Below are 20,853 nucleotides of genomic sequence, written 5' to 3' on the forward strand. Positions count from 1 at the left end.
GGACCGGCGGGGGCGAAACACCGGGCTCCGCCCCTGTGGCAGGCGACACGCCACGGGCGGCCGCTCCACCGGGAGGAGGAGCCCCCGTCGGGTCAGCCGAAGCGCTCGATCCGGATGCGGTCCACCGGCTGACCGGTCGTCACGAGCAGGCGAGAAGCGTGCTCGGCGAAGGAGTTGGAGCCGCACACATAGGCCTCCCACCCACCCGGAGGCTGCTCGGCCAGGAGCGACGCCACATGGGTGGCCGTCATACGTCCCACCGGCACACCCTCCGGTGCCCTGCGTGTGAAGACGGGCGTCGTCTCCGCGCCCAACTCCCGGGCGAAGACGAGTTCCTCGGGGCTGCGCGCGGACACCAGCATCCGCAGCGGCACCGTCAGGTTCCGCGCCCGGTGGTGCCGGACCATCGACATCAGCGGTACGACACCGGAGCCGGCGCCGATCAGCAGCGCGGGCCGGTCGCCCGGCCAGGCGAAGAAGCCGCTCACCGGGCCCCGTACCTCGACCCGGTCGCCCACCCGGGCCACGGTGTGGAACCAGCCCGAGACCTCGCCGCCCTCGACGTGGTCCAGGGTCAGCTCCACGTGCCCGGAGTCGTCCGGCGCGGAGGCGATCGAGTAGTGGCGCTGGGCCGTGTAACCGTCCTCGGCGGTCAGCCGCACCATCAGGTGCTGCCCGGGCAGATGCCCCGGCCAACCGGGCACGGCGAACCGGAACGTGGAGGCCCGCGGGGTCTCCCGGCGGATCTCGGTCAGCGTCGCGGTCTGCCACACGGAGGCGGCCTGCTCGCTCACGGCGATGCGCCCGGGCACGGCGAACCGCGTGGGCGGAACGAAGGTCTCAGTCACCGGAGTACCTCTGCTCCTCCCAGGGGTTGCCCCGCTCGTGGTAGCCGTTCCGCTCCCAGAACCCCGGCTCGTCGTGGTCGAGGATCCGCAGGCCCGCGATCCACTTGGCGCTCTTCCAGAAGTACAGGTGCGGCACCAGCAGCCGCGCCGGGCCGCCGTGCTCGGGGGCGAGCGGCCGGCCGTCGTACTCCCACGCGATCCAGGCGCGCCCGCCGGTCAGGTCGGCGAGCGGAAGGTTCGCCGTGTAGCCGGTGTGGGAGTAGGCGACGGCATGGGTCGCCGACCCATGGGGCCGGGCCACATCGAGGAAGGCGTCCAGGGACACGCCCCCGAACCGCACACCGAACTTCGACCAGCTCGTCACGCAGTGGATGGCGCCCTCGTACGCCGACGGCGGCAGCCGGTGCGCCTCCTCCCAGTCCCAGGTGCGGGGCTCCGCCACCAGACCGTCGACGCGGAACGTCCAGTCGGCGGGCGCGAGATCGGGCGTGACCTCGGCGGACAGCACGGGCCAGTCGTCACCGGCGTCGTACTGGCCGGGCGGCAGACCGGGGTCGTCGACGCGCGGGCGCCCGGTGAAGCCTCGGGTGATGTGCATGGGGTGGTGCCTCCGGGGCCGGTCCGACGGTGCTCCGCCGGCCGGCGAGCTCAGTAATTGCGCATTCAACCGTACGTGCCGTGGGCTCAGCCCTGCCCCTCGGGGCCGGGCCACGCGTTGTACCGCACGAGGTAGTCGGCGAACCGCGCCAGATCCGCCGCCGGCCAGTGCGCCAGCCGCTCCCGGAAGGCCTCCCGGCGGCGCTCGGTGACCTGGGCCAGGATGCGCCGCCCGGCCTGCGTCAGGTGCAGCACCTGGACCCGCTGGTCCTGCGCGTCGGGGCGGCGCTCGATGAGGCCGGCGCGCTCCAGCGCGGCCACCTGGCGGCTGACCGTGGACTTGTCCAGGGCGTGGTGCGCGGCCAGGTCGGTGGCGCGGCACCCACCGCTCTCCTCCAGATGCCCGAGCAGCGTGTACGACACCAGCGACAGCTCGGGGTGCATCCGCCCGGCCGCCGCACGGGCCCGCCGGGCGAAGACCGTCATCTCCCGCTGGATGGTCTCCACGGCGTCGGTTGTGTGCACGGGACCTCCCTCACGGCCTCGCTGCGTCCCCTCCCATGGTTGCATGACCCAACCAATGCCCCGGCGGGACGGCGGACCGCTGCGCCGTGCCGGACGACCGGCCCGTCGGGTAGTGTGGCCGCCGGCTGCGGACGGACCCAGCCGTGCGAAGCCGGGGAGGTGAGACCCATTACCGCTGTGTCAGCTCGGGTGCTCTCCTCTCGATGTCGCGCGGATCGCCGGCCGTAGGCGACCGCCGGAGCGCCCTTCGGTTCTCGAAAGGCTCTGGGCTTCCATGCCGTCCGTGTCTCCCGTACCACCGTCCACGCCGCCGTCCCGTGACCGTGTCGTCGACGCCCTGCGCTCCGCGGGCTGCGTCTTCGCCGAGGACGAGGCCGAGTTGATCCTCACCACCGCGCGCACGCCCGCCGAGGCCGCCGCCATGACCGAGCGCCGCGTCGCGGGCGAGCCTCTCGAACTCGTCGTCGGCTGGGCCGAGTTCGCGGGCCTGCGCATCACGGTCGCCCCCGGCGTCTTCGTGCCGCGCCGCCGCACCGAGTTCCTGGTCGAGCAGGCCCTGGACCGGGCGTCCGGAGCGACCGTCGTCGTGGACCTGTGCTGCGGCTCGGGCGCCGTGGGCGCGGCGCTGGCCGCCGGACTCGGCCGCGTCGAACTGCACGCCGCCGACATAGACCCGGCCGCCGTGCGCTGCGCCCGGGGCAACGTCGCCGCCGTGGGCGGCCGCGTCCACCAGGGCGACCTGTTCGAGGCCCTGCCCGGCGGACTGCGCGGGCGCGTCGGCATCCTCGCGGCGAACGTGCCGTACGTCCCCAGCGAAGAGATCGGCCTGCTGCCGCCGGAGGCCCGGGACCACGAGCCGCTGGTCGCCCTGGACGGCGGCACGGACGGCCTCGACGTCCTGCGCCGCGTCGCCGCCGAGGCCCCCTACTGGCTCGCGCCCGGCGGCTGCGTCCTGGTCGAGACGAGCCGGCACCAGGCCCCGGCCGCCGTCACCGCCTTCGAGCGCAACGGCCTGACGGCCTCCCTGGCCGTCTCGGAGGAACGGCACGCCCAGGTGGTGATCGGCGTCAGACCCTAGGGAGTGTCCGGAGCCGTCGCCCGCGCGATGAGCAGTGCCACGTCGTCGAAGTTGTCCGGCTCGTGCAGCGTGCGCAGCAGCAGGTCGCAGACCTCCTCCAGCGGCCGGTCCGGGCCGTCGAGGAGGGACAGCAGGGTGCCGAGCCGTTCGTCGAGCGGATCACGGCGGGTCTCCACGAGTCCGTCGGTGTAGAACACCAGCCGGTCGCCGGGTCCGAGGTCGACGGTGGTCGTGGAGAAGGCGACGCCGCCCACGCCGAGCGGCACGCCGGTCGGCAGGTCGAGCAGCTCCGGCGCCCCGCCGGCCCGCACGCGCACCGGCGGCAGATGCCCGGCGTTGGCGATCCGGCACTGCCGCAGATGCGGGTCGTGGACGGCGTACACGCAGGTGGCGATGGCCTGCTCCAGCCCCGTGGTGATCCGGTCGAGGTGCTCCAGAAGCACGGCCGGATCGAGGCCGAGGGAGGCGAGGGTGTTGGTGGCCGTGCGCAGCCGGCCCATGGCCGCCGCCGCGGGGATCCCGCTGCCCATCACATCGCCCACCACCAGCGCCGTCTTGCCGCCCTCCAGCGGGATCACGTCGAACCAGTCGCCGCCCACCTCGCTCGTGGCCCCGGCCGGCTGGTAGCGGGAGGCGACCTCCAGCCCGCCCGTCACCGGCGGATGACTCGGCAGCAGACTGCGCTGGAGGGTGAGCGCGGTCTCGCGGGCGCTCTGGTACCAGCGGGCGTTGTCGATCTGCACGGCGGCCCGTGCGGCCAGTTCCCGCGCCAGCAGCAGGTCGTCCTCGGTGAACGGCAGCGGATTGCGGGTGCGCTTGAGGTCCAGGGCGCCCAGCACCTCGCCCCGCGCGATCAGCGGCACCGCCAGATAGGAGTGCACCCCGGCCCGCCCCAGCAGCTCGGCCGACTCCGGGGAGCGCGCGATGCGCGCCAGGTCCTCGTCCTTGACCTCCGGCAGCATCACCGGGCTGCCGGTGCGCACGCACTCGGTGACCAGCCGGTCGGGCGCGTACCGGGCCACCTGACCGGGAGGGTCGGCGGCCTCCAGCGCCTCGGCGGAGTCGTACCCCTGGACCGCCAGCGCGCGGATCATGGCCGCCTCGGTGGGGCCGAGGCTGGTGCGCCGGCCCTGCACCACCGCGTCCAGCAGATCGACGGCCGCGATGTCGGCGAGTTCCGGCACGGCCACGTCGGCCAGCTCGCGGGCCGTGCGGTCCAGGTCCAGGGACGTGCCGATCCGCCCCGAGGCGTCGGCGATCAGGGCCAGGCGCCGCCGGGCGGCCTCGGCCTCGATGCCCGCCCGATACTGCTCGGTGACGTCGACGATCGAGACGGCCACGCCCAGCACGGTGCCGAAGGCGTTCTCCAGCCGGTACAGCGAGATCGACCAGGCGTGGTCCTGGTGGGGGTCGGCCGGGGTGCGGCCGATCGTGGACTGGTCGACGACGGGCCGGCCGGTGTCCAGTACCCGGCGCGCGGCGCTCTCCAGGGCGTCGACGTCCATCCGCGGCACCACCTCGCGGGCCGTGCGGCCCAGGTGCTCCTCGGCCGGCACGCCGTTGATCTCCTCCAGCGCCGGGTTGACCGAGACGTACCGCAGGTCCGTGTCGAGGACGGCCAGCCCGATCGGGGACTGCGCGATCATCCGCGTGGACAGCGCCACGTCCCGCTCCAGCCGGTGCACGGTCGACTGGTCGGCGCACAGCCCCAGCGCGTACACGTCGCCCTGGTCGTCGAGCAGGCGCATGTTGCGGAACTCCACGAGCCGTGTACTGCCGTCCTTGCGCCGGATGGGGAAGGCGCCCGCCCAGCTCTGCCCGGTGCCCATGACATCGGCGAACAGTTTGACCACCAGGTCGAGGTGCTGCTCGTGGACCATGATCCGGGCGGCGTACTGCCCGAGCGCCTCCCGCGCCTCGTACCCGAACAGCTCCTCGGCCTGCGGGCTCCACAGCACGATCCGGCCGTCGGCGTCGAGGACCACCGAGGCCACGCGCAGGACGTCGAGCAGGCCGCTCGGCCGCGCGGATCCGCGCACCGGCTCGTCGCCCTCGGACTCGGGAGACCCGGCTGCACTCATCCCACGCCCCGCATTCGCCGATCCTCGCGGCACGCCGTCACGGTGCCGACACCCCATGTTCTACCGCGCGGAGCCGTTCCTCCGAGGCCCCTTCCGTCACCTACCACCATCTCCCAACCCGGCGCGGGCCGCCCCGCAAACCCGCCACCACGAACAGGGGCACTGCCGGTAGTGCTCGCCGGAAGGTGGTGCTTTGCTGGGGTAGGGGCGGATACGGCATGTGGTGGCCGCGAGAGGAGCGATCACGATGGCGATGAACCACGAGCGACCGCACCCCCACTCCGTCTCGGTGGAGATCAGCGGGTGCAGCAAGCACGACGCCCGGATCGTGTTCGACACGCTGTGCGCCTGCTTCGAGTCCGACCGGTGCGCCGACGACGTCCCCGAAGAGCTGCACGAGACGCGCCCGACCGTGTGGCTCGGCACCTTCGACGTCGCCGACGAGCACGAAGGCGCGCGGCCGGCCCGGCTGTCGTCCTCGGTCGAGGCCGACCTGCACGGCGGGTACTGGGCGATCGAGCGGTTCCGCACGACCCTGGACGCGCTGTTCGACGTGCACGACCTGAGCACGGTCTCCGGCGACCAGGAGAAGGAACTGCACGTGCGCCTGCAGAGCCGTTGAGCGTCCTCACTGTGCCCTTCCTCTCTTGTGCAACTAGTTGCATAAACTGCGGGTAGTCCTCTACAACTGCGGGTACGACACCGCGCACGGAGGGCACGATGAGCCGTTACCCGCACCTGCTGACCCCCCTCGACCTGGGCTTCACGACACTGCCCAACCGCGTCCTGATGGGGTCCATGCACGTCGGCCTGGAGGAGGCCGAGGGCGGCTTCGCGCGCATGGCCGCCTTCTACGCCGCCCGCGCCCGCGGCGGAGTGGGCCTGATCGTCACCGGCGGCATCGCCCCCAACGAGGAGGGCCGGCCCTACGAGGGCGGCGCCAAGCTCACCACCGAGGAAGAGGCCGAGCAGCACCGGGTCATCACCGACGCCGTGCACCGCGAGGGCGGGCGGATCGCGATGCAGATCCTGCACTTCGGCCGGTACGCGTACCACAAGGACCTCGTCGCCCCCAGCCCGCTCCAGGCGCCGATCAGCCCGTTCCCGCCCCGCGAGCTCACCGACGCCGACATCGAGCGGACGATCGACGACTACGTGCGTGCCGCCCGCCTCGCCCGGCAGGCCGGCTACGACGGCGTCGAGATCATGGGCTCCGAGGGCTACCTCATCAACGAGTTCATCGCGCAGCAGACCAACCGGCGCGGCGACCGCTGGGGCGGCTCGTACGAGAACCGCATGCGGTTCCCGCTGGAGATCGTGCGCCGGGTGCGTGAGGCGGTCGGCGAGGACTTCATCATCGTCTACCGGCTGTCCATGCTCGACCTCGTCCCGGGCGGCTCGACGCTCGACGAGGTGATCACCCTGGCCAAGGCCGTCGAGGCGGCCGGGGCGACGATCATCAACACCGGCATCGGCTGGCACGAGGCCCGCATCCCCACCATCGCGACCTCCGTGCCGCGCGGCGCCTACACCTGGGTGACCAAGCGGCTGATGGGCGAGGTGTCCGTGCCGCTCGTCACCACCAACCGCATCAACACGCCCGAGCTCGCCGAGGAGCTGCTCGCCGAGGGCGCGGCCGACATGGTGTCCATGGCCCGCCCGATGCTCGCCGACCCGGACTTCGTCGCCAAGGCCGCCGCCGGCAAGCCGGAGGCGATCAACACCTGCATCGGCTGCAACCAGGCCTGCCTCGACCACACCTTCAGCGGCCGGATCACCTCCTGCCTGGTCAACCCGCGCGCCTGCCACGAGACCGAACTCGTGCTCTCCCCGACCCGGCTGCGCAAGCGCGTCGCGGTCGTCGGCGCCGGACCGGCCGGGCTGGCCTGCGCGGTCTCCGCCGCCGAGCGCGGGCACGAGGTGACGCTGTTCGACGCGGCGAGCGAGATCGGCGGACAGCTCAACGTCGCCCGCAAGGTGCCGGGCAAGCAGGAGTTCGACGAGACGCTGCGCTACTTCCGCACGCAACTCGACTGGCACGGCGTCGACATCCGCCTCAACACCCTGGTCACGGTCGCCGACGTCGACGGCTTCGACGAGGTCGTCGTCGCCACCGGCGTCACCCCGCGCACCCCCGACATCCCCGGCGTCGACCACCCGAGCGTCCTCGGCTACCTCGACGTCCTGCGCGACGGCGCCCCCGTCGGCGACCGGGTCGCGATCCTCGGCGCGGGCGGTATCGGCTTCGACGTCGCCGAGTACCTCACCGACAGCGGCGACAAGGCCCACGAGAACCCGCAGACGTACTTCCGCCAGTGGGGCGTCGACCTCGACTACCGCGCTCCGGGCGGCCTCGCCGCGCCCGAGCGGCCCGCCCCGCCGCGCACCGTCCACCTGCTCCAGCGCAAGACGTCCAAGGTCGGCGCCGGCCTCGGCAAGACCACCGGCTGGATCCACCGCACCGAGCTCAAGCACCGCGGCGTCACCATGGTCCCGGGCGTGCGGTACGACCGGATCGACGACGCCGGACTCCACGTCACGATCGGCGAGGAGAGCACGGTGCTGGAGGTCGACACCATCGTGCTGTGCACGGGCCAGGAACCGCGCCGGGGCCTGTACGAGGAGCTGCTCGCCGCCGGGCGCAGCGCCCACCTCATCGGCGGGGCGGACGTGGCCGCCGAACTGGACGCCAAGCGGGCCATCAAGCAGGGCACCGAGCTGGCGGCGGCGCTGTAGGGGGCGGGCGGCCCGTCCCTAGGATGACTCCATGTCACTCCCGCACGCGATCCTCACCGCCCTCCTGGAGAAGCCGTCGTCCGGGCTCGAGCTGACCCGCCGGTTCGACCGGTCGATCGGCTACTTCTGGTCGGCGACGCACCAGCAGATCTATCGCGAGCTGGGAAAACTGGAGGCCGACGGCCTCATCAGGGCCCTGCCGTCCGAGCAGCCGGCGCGCGGGCAGAAGAAGAGCTACGAGGTCCTGGCCGCGGGCCGCGCCGAACTGGCCCGCTGGACCGCCGCCTCCCAGGACCCCAAGCCCCACCGCGACCCGCTGCTGCTGCGGCTGAGGGCGGCGGCCGTGGTCGGCACCGCGGGTCTGGAGGACGATCTGCGACGCCATCTGGAGCTGCACGAGAAGCAGTTGGCGGAGTACCGGGAGATCGAGCGGCGCGACTTCCCGCCCGGCCGGGACAGCGCCGAGGACCGGCTGCGGCATCTGGTGCTGCGGGCCGGCATCGACCTGGAGACGTTCTGGACCCAGTGGCTCAGGCACGCCCTGGCGGACGTCGCCGAACTCCCGGACGGCGAGCCGGCCGGCCCGGCCTGACCGGGATGCCCACGTCCCGCCTGCCGCCTCACGACGTGACAGCGGCCCGCCCGACCGGAGCGCTTCGGCCGGGCGGACCGCCGTCCGTACCGGATCAGAGCCGGTACGGCTTGTTGCGCCGGCGCAGGTACCAGGCCGTCGCGAGGACGCCCGCCCCGACCAGCGTGCCGCCCGCCACCAGCGTGACGGTGCCGTAGTCCGTCGACGAACCGCCGACCCCGCCCATGACACCGCGGGACGGCGAGGCCGTCGGGGACGGGGACCGCGTGGGGGAGGGAGCGGGGGAGACGACGACGGACTGGGTGCCCGCGGTGGTGCCGTCGGAGCAGATGACGATGACCGTGTACGTGCCCGGAGTGACGTTCGACCAGGCGGCGGACTGGCTGGTGGACGTCCCCGACAGGGGCACCTGACGCCCCTGGGCGAAGCTGCCCTGGCTGCTGGTGAGGAGCGAGGCGGTGCCCCAGCTGCCGTTGATCTGGGTGCACGTACTGGTGGTGACCGAGACCGTGGAGCCCGTGGTGCTCACGGAGATGCCCGGGCCCGCGGCAGCGGGCACCGCCGCCAGGGCGAGGGGCAGCGCGGCGGCGGCCACGGTCAGGCCGGAGCGGAGAACTGGCGATGAGTTGCGCATGTGACTGCCCTCCGGCGGCACGGTTGGCGGTACATCCCTAGCGCCGCCGAGGGTCGGGAACGCCCGTGCTGCCTCAGGGTCAGCCAAGGCGCCCCGGGTCCGGACCGCACGCCGGGTGCCCCCGTGCAGGTGACGGCGTCCACCGGCCGGCCCAGGCCGCACGGGCACGTCCGTCAGCGTGGGCGCGTCGTCACCGTCCGCTCCGCGGAGAAGGCGCCCCAGGTGCCGTCCGGCAGCATCGCCCGGATCCGGACACGATGGCCGACCCCGGCCTCCCGCCCGACGTAGAAGCTGTACGTCGCCCGGTCGCGCGGGGCGCGCCCGCCGAACACGAGGGACGTGGCGGGACGGCCGTCCAGATGGATCTGGTACTCGGCGACCTCGCCGTCGACCCGCGGCGGCACCCAGCTCAGATCGATGTAGTACGCCCCGTCCGCACGGTGGCTCGCCGCCCGGAAGTCGGTGGGGGCCGTGGCACGTCCGTCGCCACGGCCCGGGGTGGCGAGGCGGACGGCGGCAGTGGCGGGGGAGACGTTGCCCGCCGCGTCCCGGGCCCGGACGGTGAACGCGTAGGACGTGCCGGGGCGCAGCCCCGTGACAACGGTGGCCGTCTGGCCGCCGCCCACACTGTGGATCTTCGTGTCCCCCTGGTGGATGTCGTACGACACCACGTCCCGGTCGTCCGCCGGGGCGGACCAGGACAGCTGGACCGCCCGGCTTCCGGCCGGCCGCCCGCTGAGCCCCGAGGGGCGCACCGGTGCGGAACGGTCGTCCGCGACGGCCGCGGGAGTCCTCGCCCGGACCTCCCGGCTGCGCGGCCCGAGCCGCCCGTCGGCGTCCCGCGCCCGCACCGTGAAGGCATACAGCGTGGAGGGGCGGAGCCTGGTGACATCCACCATGTGCTCCGAACCGGGCACTTCCCTGACCATCGTGGTGCCGCGATACACCTCGTAGACCTCGGCCTCAGGGATGGCGTTCCACATGACGTGCACGCTCGTCGCACTGCCCGCGGTGGCCGTCACCCCCGCCGGCGCACCGGGTGGAGCACCGCCGTGCCCTTCGTCCGCACCGGCCCAGCCGCAGGAGGCCACCAGCGCGAGACACCCGCAGAGCGCGACGCGACGAAGGAGAGAGAGCGGAGTGGAAGGGCCTCGCACGACACTGCCTCCCGGGAGCGGCACTCGGGAATGGTCCGGACCAATATGACGTGACTGACGCGACCACATCAAGGGGCGGTGCGGGAGGAGTTCGACGAGGGAGGGAGGGGCGGGCGAGCGGCCGCGCCTGCGTCACCCCGCCGTGCATGACCACTCGGGAGAGTTACGTATGCTGAAGGTCCTCACGGCCGAACACCTGGCGCACACCAGGGAGTTCGGGCCTGTCGCGCGGACCGCTGTCGTCGCAGATCCCGCGCCGGCGCGGGTGGCCGGGCAGCCCGGGTCTCACACGGACTCAGGCGCCCGGCCCCTGTCGGAGGTTGGGGCCGTGCACCGTCCGGCCCTCCAGCGGTGGCCGGGTGACGGCCCCGGGGCCAGAGTGGGCTGAGTGCCCGTCAGGTTCCTAGGAGAGGCTCCCGTATCGTGCGTGTCCGGTCGCTCACCCTCGCCGCTGCCAGCGCCGCCCTGCTCGCCCCGACGACACCGCCCGCCACCGCGTCCCCGTCGGCGGCCTGGCGCGACAACCCCGTGCGCGCCGCCGACCTGCTCGCCCGAGTCAAGGACTGCGCCCCCGTCTTCCGCGGCCGGTACCGCAGCGATCAGGGCGCACCCGCCGACATCCCGGTCTGCGGCACACGGGAGGCGGTGTTCTGGAAGGCCGACATGGACATCGACTGCGACGGCCGTCCGGGACCCCGCTGCAACCGCCGCACCGACCCGTACTTCGCCGCGAGCACGGCCTACGCCCAGTCCGACGGGCGGCCGTTGAGCGCCGAGAACCTGCCCTTCGTCGTCCTACCGGCACCGAGCCGCATCTGGGACTACCGGAAGCACGGCGTGACCGGCGGCTCGGTCGTCGCCGTCGTGTACCGCGACCGCGTGCAGTACGCGGTCGTCGGCGACACGGGCCCGCAGGGCATCATCGGAGAGGCGTCCTACGCGACCGCCAAGGCACTCGGCATCCGCCCCGACCCGCACGGCGGCGGCGCGCCCTCCGGCGTCACCTACGTCGTGTTCAAGAACACCCGCGTCTCACCCATCGAGGACCACGCCGCGGCCGTGGCGACAGGGGAGCGCCTGGCCAGACGGTTCATCGCCGCACGCTGAGCGCGTGACGGGGCGTCACGGATCGGCCCGAGGCAGTGCCGCGCCGGGCGCACCGCCGCGTGCGGCGCGCCCGGTGTCCGGCTCTCACACCTTCCGATACGTGTACGCCTCCGCGGCGGCCGACTCCACCGCCGCGAGATCCGCCCCGGTGGCCGCCGTGACGACCGCGGCCACGGCGCCCTCCACGAACGGGGCGTCCACCAGCCGTGTCCCCTCCGGGAGTTCGTCGCCTTCGGCGAGCAACGCCTTCACGGTGAGCACCGCGCTGCCCAGGTCGGTCAGGACGGCGACTCCGGCACCTCGGTCGACGGACGCGGCCGCCGCGGCGATCAGTTCGGCACTCGTGCCGAGCCCACCGCCCTCGGTGCCGCCCGCCGGGGCGACGGGCACCGCCGGGCCACCGCCCGCGAGCCCCTTCGCCAGCGCGGCGACCGACGCGGCCACCTCCGCGCTGTGCGACACCAGCACGATCCCCACGAGCCGCTCACCGCTCACGTCACTCACCGGCGGCCTCCGCGAGTCCGGCGATCAGCAGCGCCGACGACGTGGCACCCGGGTCCTGGTGCCCGATGCTGCGCTCGCCCACATAGCTCGCCCGGCCCTTGCGCGCCTGCAGCGGTGTCGTCGCCACGGCGCCCTCCTCCGCGGCGGCCCGGGCCGCCGCGAACGACTCGCCGAGCGCGTCCACCGCCGGCACCAGCGCGTCGATCATGGTCTTGTCGCCCGGCGCGGCACCGCCGAGGGTCATGACCGCGTCCACCCCGGCCCGCAGCGCCTCGGTCAGCTGCTCCGCGCTGACCTCGTCGGCGTCCCCGAGCGCCTTGCCCGTGCGGCGCAGCAGCGTCCCGTACAGCGGCCCCGAGGCGCCGCCGACCGTCGAGATCAACTGGCGTCCGGCCAGGGTCAGGACCCCGCCGGGCGTGCCGGGGGACTCCTTCTCCAGGGCGGCCGTCACGGCCGTGAACCCGCGCTGGAGGTTGCTGCCGTGATCGGCGTCCCCGATGGGGGAGTCGAGGGCGGTGAGCCGTTCCGCCTCGCGGTCGACGGACGCGGCGGTCGCCGTCATCCAACGGCGGAAAAAGTCGGCGTCGAGCACTGGATCTCCTTGCCTGGTAGGTACGTGGTGCTCCTCTACCCCTTCTGTCTCACACGCCCCAGCGCAGCCCCGGCGTCTTCACCGGCGCGTCCCACAGCCGCAGCAGCTCCTCGTCGACCTGGCAGAGGGTGAGCGAGGCGCCCGCCATGTCCAGGGAGGTGACGTAGTTGCCCACCAGGACCCGGGCCACCGGGACACCGCGCTCGGCGAGCACCCGGTGCACCTCGGCGTTGAAGCCGTACAACTCCAGCAGCGGCGTCGCACCCATGCCGTTGACCAGGACCAGGACGGGATTGCGCGGGCGGAGGTCCTCCACCACCGCCTCGACGGCGACCTCCGCGATCTCGCCCGAGGTCATCATGGGCCGCCGCTCCCGGCCGGGCTCGCCGTGGATGCCGATGCCCAACTCCAGTTCGCCGGGCGGCAGATCGAAGGTGGGGCTGCCCTTGGCCGGCGTGCTGCAGGCGCTCAGCGCGATGCCGAAACTGCGGGAGTTCTCGTTGACCTGCCGGGCGATGGCCTCCACCCGCTCCAGCGGCATGCCCTCGTCGGCGGCGGCGCCGGCGATCTTCTCCACGAACAGGGTGGCACCGGTACCGCGCCGCCCCGCCGTGTAGAGGCTGTCGGTCACCGCCACGTCATCGTTGACCAGCACTTTCGCGATCTGGATGCCCTCGTCCTCGGCCAGCTCGGCGGCCATGTCGAAGTTGAGCACGTCACCGGTGTAGTTCTTCACGATGAACAGCACTCCGGCCCCGCTGTCCACGGCGGCGGCCGCACGCAGCATCTGGTCGGGCACCGGGGAGGTGAACACCTCGCCCGGACAGGCCGCCGACAGCATGCCGGGACCGACGAAACCACCGTGCAACGGCTCGTGCCCCGAGCCCCCGCCCGAGACCAGCCCGACCTTTCCGGCCACGGGAGCGTCCCGCCGTACGATCACCCGGTTCTCCACGTCCACGGTCAGCTCCGGGTGGGCAGCCGCCAAGCCGCGCAGCGCGTCCGCGACCACGGTCTCCGGGACGTTGATCAGCATCTTCACGGGAACCTCCAGGTGAGACTGGTATCTGGGCCTCTGACCTTCATCTTCGCAGGCCTCTTTGCCACAGGCATCGGGGAAGGAGGTTCTGGGCGGCGGAGGCCTTGCCGCGGCCGCCGCCGGGACGCCTTCTTCGGCGTCTGGGCCCCGCGCATTCCGTGAGGTGGACAGGGCTTGGCAGCCCGCTGGCTGAACCGATTCAATGACGGCGTCCGTGATCGTGCCGTCAGGGGGAGGACCGGGTGCTGACACAGGAGGAAGGGGCAACTGCCCTGCCAAGTGCGGGCGTTGCCGTGCCGGAGACGCTCGCCTTCGGCTCCGGACACATTGTCCTCGACGCTCTCACCGGTGCCCCCCTGCAGTTCGTCGACGAGCAGGACCGGGACCGCCGGTTCCTGCTGGAACCCGGCGCCACCGTGTGGCACTCGGTCGAGCACCAGTGGGGTTCGGGACATCTGGTGACGGACCGGGGCGGCGCCCGCTGGCACACACCCGTCGAGCTGCGGGTGGCGGACGGGGTGGTCGAGGCCGTGCACAGGCCTCTGCCGGGAGTCGATGTGGAGGTGCGGCGCGCTGTGCGCGGGGACCTGCTGCACGAGCGGTACTCGGTCGTCAACACCGGTCAGGAGCCGCTCACCATCAGCGGCCTGGGCGTCCAGACCCCCTTCGCCGACCTGTACGACGGCGCGGAGCACTCCCTCGGCCGGGCGGTGCACGCGCACGTGTTCACCGGCGGGACATGGGCCTGGGTGCTGGCGCAGCCGATGTCGGGGGAAGGGCGGTGCCTGGGGCTGATCGTGCGGGAGGGGGCGCTGCGGGCGTACTCCGTGGAGTCGCGCAACCAGTACTCGCAGTCCGACGCCCGTGGTCACCTGGTGCTTCTGGTCACCGACCAGGCCCGCAATCCACAGGCGTTCGGCGGCCAGCCGGTGCTGCGCCTGGCTCCTGGAGAGTCGGTGACCATGGCATGGGAGCTGGGCTGGTACTCCTCGGTCGCGGACTTCACCGCCGCGACCAGACCGCCGGCCGTCCTCTCCGCCTACGCCGCCGAGATCGGACAGTCGATCACCGTCGAGGCGTCCTCGGTGAGCAGCCCGGACGCCGGGGTGACGGTGGACCACGACGCGGACGGCCGCCACCGGGTCAGGGCGTCCCGGCACGGCACCTACACGCTCGACGTCGGTGACGGTGCCCGTACCGAGGTCCTGTTCCACCTCCCGCTGGACGAGGTCGTACGGCGCCGGGTGGCCTACATAACCAGGTACCAGCGGGCCCGGGAACGGCCCGGCCTGCTCGCCCACGCCTTCGTGCCGGTGGACACCAGGACCGGACTCACCCAGGCGACCAACGGCTGGTCGGACTGGACGGACGGCTCCGAGCGGATCGCCATGCCGCTGCTGCTCCAGGCCGCCGCCGCCCACGGCCTGGCGGACCCGGAGGAGATCGGCCCCCTGCTGGACGGCTGGTCCCGCTTCGCCCGCCGGCATCTGCTGGACGAGACCGCCGCCCCGCGCCGCGGCTCCCAGAACTGGCACACCGGACCCCGGCTGTACGACACCCCGTGGCTGGCCCACTTCTTCCACGACCGGCACCGGGCCCACGGCCGGCCGGAGGATCTCGACTTCGCCGCCCGCGTCATCGAGCGGAGCTTCGAACTCGGCGGTGCCACGCACCTGTCGATCGGCCTGTCCCCGACGACGCTGGCCGTCTGCGACAGCCTGGACACCGCCGGGCAGGAAGACCGCGCCGAGAGGATGCGAGGCCGACTGGTCGACAGCGCACGGCAGTTCGTGCGCATGGGCAGGCGGCTGCCCGCCCACGAGGTGGCCTACGAGCAGTCCATCGTCGCTCCCCTGCTGGATCTCCTCGTCGACGCCCACACCCTGACCGGGGATCCCGCCTTCCACGACGCGGTCGCCGAACGGCTGCCCTGGCTGCTGGCCTTCGGCGGACCCCAGCCGCACGTCCGCCTGCACGGCATAGCGATCCGCCACTGGGACGGCTACTGGTTCGGCGCCCACCGCCTGTGGGGAGACGTCTTCCCCCACTACTGGAGCACCCTGACCGCCACCACCCTCCTGGGTCTGCCGGCCACCCTGCGCACGGCCGGCACCGACCGGCTGGCCGAGGCGATCCTGCGCGCCAACATGGCCAACTACCACGAGGACGGCTCCGCCACCTGCGCCTTCGTCCTGCCCTCGACCGTCGACGGCCGCCCCGCGCACACGGCCGACCCGCTCGCCAACGACCAGGACTGGCACCTGGTGCTGTGGCTGCGGGCACAGGGTCCGCGGCTATAGTCGGCCCGAGCCCTGCGTGAACACTGAGGTGGTGTGGCCGGAGTGTCCGAGACGGAAGAAGTGCGGTCGGCGTGGGGGCGGATCGTGCGCTGGCTCACGGCGAACGCGCCGTCGACCGCGCAGGCGCTGCGCGGCCCGGCGACCCATGAGGACATCGCGGGTCTGCGCGAGGCCCTGGGGTTCGAGGTGCCCGACGTGCTCGAGGCGTTGCTGCGGATGAACAACGGCAGCACCGCGAAGGACACCACGAGGACCCTCCCCAACGGGCGTGTGGTGCCCGCCCGGCACCTGGATTCGGTGATCTTCCCGTTCGGGAAGGTGTTCCTGGGGTGCGAGGAGATCATCGCGCGGCGCGCCCAGCTGCTGGCCTCGGCGCAGGAAGCGGAGGGCTACTGGAAGCCCTCCTTGATCCCGGTCATCTGGGATTTCGAAGGTGCCTACCACGGCTATGCCCTCGACGCATCCGGGGCTTCGCAATCCCGGATGCTCACGTACGCGGAAGTGAGCCCGAACGAGACCGACCCGACGGTCTCCCTCGGGGAACTGCTGACGTCGTTCGCCGACGGAATGGACCGCGGCATGTGGGACGTTCAGCGCCCGCTGGTGGAGAACGGCTCTCTCAGGTGGCGTGAGGACTGACCCCGGCGTGGGGCCGCCCCGGGAGGGACGGCCCCGCGCAGCTCAGTTCGTGGCGGTCAGGGTGCACCTGACGGACGTCGAGTTGACGTTGCGGGAACCGCAGTTCCCACTCGTGGCGGTGTCGAGCCAGTAGGCGTCCTTGTCCATGAGACGCATCTTCTTGCTGAACCCGTAGGCCCCTCCGAAGGGTGACATGGAGTCCTGGTTGTCCCGGTCGGAGATGGCCGACCGCCCGCAGACCTCGGTCCAGGTGGGGACGCTCCCGTTGAGGTTGTACAGATGCATGGTGCCGTTGACCGAGGTGGCGTAGGTCTCGATACACGCCGACCCGCTCGGTGTCCCGGTGGTGCTGTCGTCGGGGACGGCCGGGTTGATCCCGCCCTCGGCGGCACTCATGCCGCCGCTGTTGTAGCTGGCGCCGAAGGCGAACTCGTCGCAGTTGAGCGCCACGTCGGACGGCCCGTCCAGGGCGCTCGGGTCGCCGTTGTCGGAGGCCCACCCCGTCGGGCACATACGGCCCCGGTTCCTGCTGACCTGGCTGCTGTCGCCCAGGTAGTACAGCGGCTGTCCGGTCGCCTCGGACCCGGGGTGCCTGGGCGAGAAGGTCTGGATCAGCCAGGCGTGCGCGGCGGCCTGGGGGTTCTTGGCCGCGTTGAAGGTGTAGGTGGGGGCGTAGTTCGAGAAGACGCAGCCTCCGGCGGTGTCGACGACGGTGTCGCAGCGGACCGTGTCGAGGTCGGTCGCCCTCGTCGTGCTCGCGCTCCACTGGTAGCCGGTGGTCTGGTACGGGACGGTGTCGTCCGACGGGTACACATCGCCGTCGATCTTGACGTCCGGATGGAAGAAGTAGGTCTTGCCGCTGGTGGCGGTGGGCCAGGTGTAGGACGAGGTGATCGACGCCTCGTGGGTGTCACCGGCCGTCCAGGTGGTGCTTCCCTGCCATGCGCTCATGCCTGCCTCGACGGGGTTGCACGGGGACTCGCACACGTGCTGGTTGACGGCGAGCTGGATCATGGCGAAGTCCGGCGGGATGCTCTGCCCGGCCACGCTGAGGTGCTCGGTGAAGGAGTTGGTACCGGTCAGTTCGATGGTGCGCTGGAACTGGAAGTAGGCGGTGGCCTTCACCGCTCCGTCCACGCGCAGGTAGTAGGGCACGACGCGGTTCTCGCACTCGATGGTGCGGGTGGCGCGGGCGACGATTCTGCCGTCGTCGCACCAGGTGGCCACGCCGTGGCTGCTGACGTGGGGCACCACGCTGCCGTCCGCGGCGGGGTTGGAGGCCTCCCCCTTGAGCGGGGCGGTGGCCTCGTCGCTGACCGGCTGGTCGAGCAGGTCGGGGTTGGCGGCGGTCTCGACCGGGGTGGGCAGGGTCAGGTCGACGGGACGGTCCTCGCTGATGCCGTAGTCGCCGGGCACGAAGGCGACGGCGTCCCAGGCGACGTCCTCGTCGCCGGATCCGGTGCCGGTGGAGTTCGCCAGGGTGACCTGCGGGGTGTTGTCGTTGAACCGGTACGCGCCCAGGGACACCCATTTGTCGGCTTCGTTGGCGTTCTGGTCGAGGCGGACTTTGGCCTCACCCCAGGCCGTGTTGATCTTGTAGACGGCCTCGTGGGTCTGGGCGCCGGTGTCGGGGACGTGGACGTAGATCATGGCCTGCTTCTCGGCCACGGGTCCGTTCATCCTCCACGTGCCCAGCACCGTCATACGCCCGCCGGGACCGCCCAGATGGGCGGCGTCACGGGTGTGCGCGTACCAGAAGTGGCCCTGGTAGCCGCCGCCGATCTGGTGCAGGTCGGCCTTGGCGTCGTACTGCCCGAGCCCCGGGCCGGTGGCGTTCGGGTCGGGGTAGAAGGTGAACTGGAACGAGCCGCCGGTCGTGGTCGTTCCGCAACTGCTCCAGGTGTTCGTGCCCGAAGGGACGTCGTCGACCACCACCGAGTTGGCGGGCGCCCCGCTGCACACGGGCGTGCCGTACTGGAGGCGGTAGCCGCGTCCGGGCTCGCTGATCAGGGTGACGTACTTGATGTGTTCGTTGCCGCAGGTGGAGGCGCAGTCGGCCTTCCAGGTGGCGTTCGACTCGTGCCACCAGTACTGGGTGTAGCAGGTGGCGTCCGGACAGTCCGGCGGGTTGGCCACGTCGCAGCCGTTGTGGGTGTTGCAGAACGTGTCCAGCGGCGGCTTGATCGCGGAGCGCTCGGCGGTGGTGTTCCACCAGGCGGGGTAGAAGCCCGCGGAGGAGAAACCGGACTCGCCGGGCCAGTCCTGGCGGCCGGAGGTGGCGTAGGAGTGGCCGGTGTCGATGGACCAGGCGGCCCAGCCCATCACCTTCTCCTCGTACGGCCAGTACTGCGGGTGGGCCGCGTCCTGGTTGGCGTCGCTGTCGAGGTCGGTGTCCATGAAGGCGAGCCGGCTGGGCGGGTAGACGGGGTTGGCCGGGTTGTTGTACCAGCCCAGGCCCCAGTTGCCGTTGGTTCCCGCGTCGGCCGCCTTGTTGAAGCCGAGGTTGTAGTTCCACACGGCGGTGAACCAGTTCTCGGGCTTGGCGGGGTCGTCGTTGTTGACGGTGACCGTCTGGCCGCTCTCGTGGACCTCGTTCCACTTGTCGGCGAGGATGTGCAGCGAGGCGGCGATGTTGCTGGCGTAGTCGATGGCGACGGCCCGCTGCTGCTCGGGGGCGAGAGCGGTCTCGCCGGTCTTCTCGTGCCCGGCCATGCGCATGCCGTCGGTGACCTGGCCGACGCCGTAGCCGCAGTCGGACTCGTTCCAGTTGATCGTCCAGTAGGTGGCGAGGGAGCCGCCGCTCTGGTGGCCGTAGAAGCCGTCCACGGCGGCGAGCGGGCTGCCCATCTGGCCCGGGATGGCGCCGGACTCGGCCTGCCACAGGTTGGACTCCTGGGCGAGGATGCCCAGTTCGACCTGGGCGGGGATGCGTCCGCCGGTGTTGAGCGTCGGGACGGGGAACATGCCCTGCGGGTCGATGGTGCCGATCCCGGTCTGGGAGCGCCAGCCGCCCTGGGCGAGGTAGCCGGAGCGCAGGTCGCCCCGGACGGCCATGTCCACCGCCCACTCGACCTGGTTGGGGGTCGGCTGGAGGGCCTGGGTGTCGACGTCGTTGCGGGGTACCGAGCACCAGCGGTCGGTGTCGACGGGGTTGTGCTCGATGCTGGTGCTGTCGGCGGTGGTCATCATGCTCATCGTCGTCAGCTGCGGCTGGGTGGAGCCGGTCAGCGACGGCGAGGTCGTGCCGCCCGCTGTCGTGGCGGGCGCCGGAGCGGTCTGCTCGGTGCGCTCGCCGGTGGCCGCCGCCGTGCCGGTGATGGTCAGGACGTGGCTGGTGGTGCCGTGTTCCCGCTTGGCCGCCGGTTCCTTGGTTTTCGGCGCGGTGAAGTTCCTGCCCGCGTCGGCGATGTGGTCCAGGCCGGCCTGGACGGCCGGGGACACGACCGGGTCGACGGCGAGGCGCCCGTGGCTGGAGACATCCGCGTCGGGTGAGACGCTCAGGGCTTTGATGCCACTGGCCTTGAAGTTCTTGCCGGGGGTGGCGTGGCCGGTGAGGAAGACGGTGCCGTCGGCGCCCTGGCGGAGGTTCATCGCGGTGAGCCTGCCGCCGGCGACGGTGGCCGTCCTGCCATGGGCGTACGTCTTGACGTTCGCCTTGGTGTCATCGGCGCGGTCGAGGTAGCTGACCGTGCCGTCGGCCCTCACGTGGATGCCGTAGGGGGCGTGCCGGGTGGCCGCGAGCTTCTCGGTCTTCCCGTGCCGGTCGACGTGGACGAGCCGGTTGCCGGCGGCCGCGACCACACCGTCCCTGGTGGGTACGGGCGAGGTGATCTGGCCCTTCGCGGTGGTGTCGGCGAGGGTCTCGCCGTGGGTGTTCACCGTGACCAGGCGGGTCTTGCCGCCACGGTAGGCGGTGAAGACGGCGGTGCGCGTGGCCGGGTCGCAGGAGGGGTCGAAGTAGGCCAGGGAGGCGTTGAACGGCAGTTTGGTGACGCTGCCGTTGTCGAGGTCGACGATCGCGGTGAACGCCCCGCCGAGCATCGTGTCCTGGTGGTTGGTGAAGGTGCGGGGTGCGTAGGCGACGGCCGCGTGGTGGCCGTCCATGACGCACTGGTTGCCGATCCAGGTGTCGGCCGGGAGCCGGGGTTCGCTCAGGACGGCGGCCGTCCGCCAGGCGTAGGCGTTCCCGCTGTCGGCGACGAGGAGGTGGAGGCCGTCGCTGTCGGCGGCGGCGGTCACGGCCCGGTCGGTCGCGGTCTTCCACCCGTGGCCGAGGACACTGTCAGGGTTCTTCACACCTCCGCCGAGGGCGCCGGGGGAAGGAGTGGACGTCTGGGCGGGGGCGGCGGGCCGGGCCATGGCGGGCTGGGCCTGTATGAGTCCGGTCAGGGCTGCGATGACGGAGAGGACCGTCACCGCGGTTC

The 20,853-nt window shown here is 72.3% G+C and carries 17 protein-coding genes; 7 read left to right on the forward strand and 10 right to left on the reverse strand.

Annotated features, from left to right (window positions below; translation table 11 throughout):
* Positions 1-92: 92 nt before the first annotated feature.
* From ACSUPV_RS38315 to ACSUPV_RS38325, 3 genes are all read right to left on the reverse strand, one after another.
* Positions 93-848, reverse strand: coding sequence for a ferredoxin reductase (locus tag ACSUPV_RS38315; protein WP_031119585.1), 756 nt, complete (start codon positions 846-848; stop codon positions 93-95).
* A complete protein-coding gene (locus ACSUPV_RS38320; protein WP_037758044.1) occupies positions 841-1,446 on the reverse strand; it encodes a sulfite oxidase-like oxidoreductase in 606 nt (201 codons plus the stop codon). The genes ACSUPV_RS38315 and ACSUPV_RS38320 overlap by 8 nt, the downstream gene beginning before the upstream one ends.
* An 86-nt stretch (positions 1,447-1,532) precedes the next feature.
* Positions 1,533-1,931, reverse strand: a complete 399-nt coding sequence (locus ACSUPV_RS38325) for a MarR family winged helix-turn-helix transcriptional regulator (protein ID WP_382611896.1) — start codon at positions 1,929-1,931, stop codon at positions 1,533-1,535.
* Positions 1,932-2,244: 313 nt separating this feature from the next.
* Here ACSUPV_RS38325 and ACSUPV_RS38330 point away from each other — a divergent pair, with 313 nt between their 5' ends.
* Entirely contained in the window at positions 2,245-3,048 is an 804-nt protein-coding gene (locus ACSUPV_RS38330) for a putative protein N(5)-glutamine methyltransferase (RefSeq protein WP_031119581.1), read from the forward strand.
* On the opposite strand, the gene ACSUPV_RS38335 is transcribed toward ACSUPV_RS38330, so the two are convergent.
* Positions 3,045-5,129: a SpoIIE family protein phosphatase gene (locus ACSUPV_RS38335; protein WP_382611531.1), complete on the reverse strand. Its 2,085-nt coding sequence runs from the start codon at positions 5,127-5,129 to the stop codon at positions 3,045-3,047. The genes ACSUPV_RS38330 and ACSUPV_RS38335 overlap by 4 nt on opposite strands.
* Before the next feature lie 253 nt (positions 5,130-5,382).
* Between ACSUPV_RS38335 and ACSUPV_RS38340 the strand changes: the two genes are divergently transcribed.
* From ACSUPV_RS38340 to ACSUPV_RS38350, 3 genes are all read left to right on the forward strand, one after another.
* Positions 5,383-5,751, forward strand: coding sequence for a hypothetical protein (locus ACSUPV_RS38340; protein WP_031119579.1), 369 nt, complete (start codon positions 5,383-5,385; stop codon positions 5,749-5,751).
* A 98-nt stretch (positions 5,752-5,849) separates the two neighbouring features.
* The gene (locus ACSUPV_RS38345; protein ID WP_382611529.1) at positions 5,850-7,865 is read left to right on the forward strand and encodes an FAD-dependent oxidoreductase; all 2,016 of its coding nucleotides are present in this window, start codon (positions 5,850-5,852) and stop codon (positions 7,863-7,865) included.
* 31 nt (positions 7,866-7,896) lie between these two features.
* Positions 7,897-8,457: a PadR family transcriptional regulator gene (locus tag ACSUPV_RS38350; protein WP_037758047.1), complete on the forward strand. Its 561-nt coding sequence runs from the start codon at positions 7,897-7,899 to the stop codon at positions 8,455-8,457.
* Between the two features lie 94 nt (positions 8,458-8,551).
* On the opposite strand, the gene ACSUPV_RS38355 is transcribed toward ACSUPV_RS38350, so the two are convergent.
* Positions 8,552-9,091 (reverse strand): hypothetical protein, encoded by a 540-nt coding sequence (locus ACSUPV_RS38355; RefSeq protein ID WP_037758048.1) that lies wholly within the window; start codon positions 9,089-9,091, stop codon positions 8,552-8,554.
* Between the two features lie 173 nt (positions 9,092-9,264).
* Positions 9,265-10,317, reverse strand: a complete 1,053-nt coding sequence (locus tag ACSUPV_RS38360; protein ID WP_436949587.1) for a fibronectin type III domain-containing protein — start codon at positions 10,315-10,317, stop codon at positions 9,265-9,267.
* 354 nt (positions 10,318-10,671) lie between these two features.
* Here ACSUPV_RS38360 and ACSUPV_RS38365 point away from each other — a divergent pair, with 354 nt between their 5' ends.
* Positions 10,672-11,355, forward strand: coding sequence for a glycoside hydrolase family 75 protein (locus tag ACSUPV_RS38365; protein WP_037758051.1), 684 nt, complete (start codon positions 10,672-10,674; stop codon positions 11,353-11,355).
* An 84-nt stretch (positions 11,356-11,439) separates the two neighbouring features.
* Here the strand turns inward: ACSUPV_RS38365 and ACSUPV_RS38370 are convergent, their stop codons facing one another.
* The 3 genes from ACSUPV_RS38370 to dhaK are packed head-to-tail and all read right to left on the reverse strand — an operon-like array spanning position 11,440 to position 13,493.
* The gene (locus tag ACSUPV_RS38370) at positions 11,440-11,850 is read right to left on the reverse strand and encodes a PTS fructose transporter subunit IIA (RefSeq protein ID WP_031119573.1); all 411 of its coding nucleotides are present in this window, start codon (positions 11,848-11,850) and stop codon (positions 11,440-11,442) included.
* Position 11,851: 1 nt separating this feature from the next.
* Complete coding sequence (gene dhaL / locus ACSUPV_RS38375; RefSeq protein ID WP_037758052.1) at positions 11,852-12,451, reverse strand: dihydroxyacetone kinase subunit DhaL; 600 nt, start codon at positions 12,449-12,451, stop codon at positions 11,852-11,854.
* Positions 12,452-12,500: 49 nt separating this feature from the next.
* Positions 12,501-13,493 (reverse strand): dihydroxyacetone kinase subunit DhaK, encoded by a 993-nt coding sequence (dhaK, locus tag ACSUPV_RS38380; RefSeq protein WP_037758053.1) that lies wholly within the window; start codon positions 13,491-13,493, stop codon positions 12,501-12,503.
* Between the two features lie 290 nt (positions 13,494-13,783).
* On the opposite strand from dhaK, the gene ACSUPV_RS38385 reads away from it, so the two are divergent.
* A complete protein-coding gene (locus ACSUPV_RS38385) occupies positions 13,784-15,790 on the forward strand; it encodes a hypothetical protein (RefSeq protein ID WP_382611518.1) in 2,007 nt (668 codons plus the stop codon).
* A gap of 42 nt (positions 15,791-15,832) precedes the next feature.
* The gene (locus ACSUPV_RS38390) at positions 15,833-16,429 is read left to right on the forward strand and encodes an SMI1/KNR4 family protein (protein WP_382611516.1); all 597 of its coding nucleotides are present in this window, start codon (positions 15,833-15,835) and stop codon (positions 16,427-16,429) included.
* Positions 16,430-16,471: 42 nt separating this feature from the next.
* Here the strand turns inward: ACSUPV_RS38390 and ACSUPV_RS38395 are convergent, their stop codons facing one another.
* The gene (locus tag ACSUPV_RS38395; protein ID WP_436949588.1) at positions 16,472-20,845 is read right to left on the reverse strand and encodes a Tat pathway signal protein; all 4,374 of its coding nucleotides are present in this window, start codon (positions 20,843-20,845) and stop codon (positions 16,472-16,474) included.
* Between the last annotated feature and the right edge of the window lie 8 nt (positions 20,846-20,853).

The organism is Streptomyces sp. SudanB52_2052, assembly GCF_964272415.1.
Lineage (GTDB): Bacteria > Actinomycetota > Actinomycetes > Streptomycetales > Streptomycetaceae > Streptomyces > Streptomyces olindensis.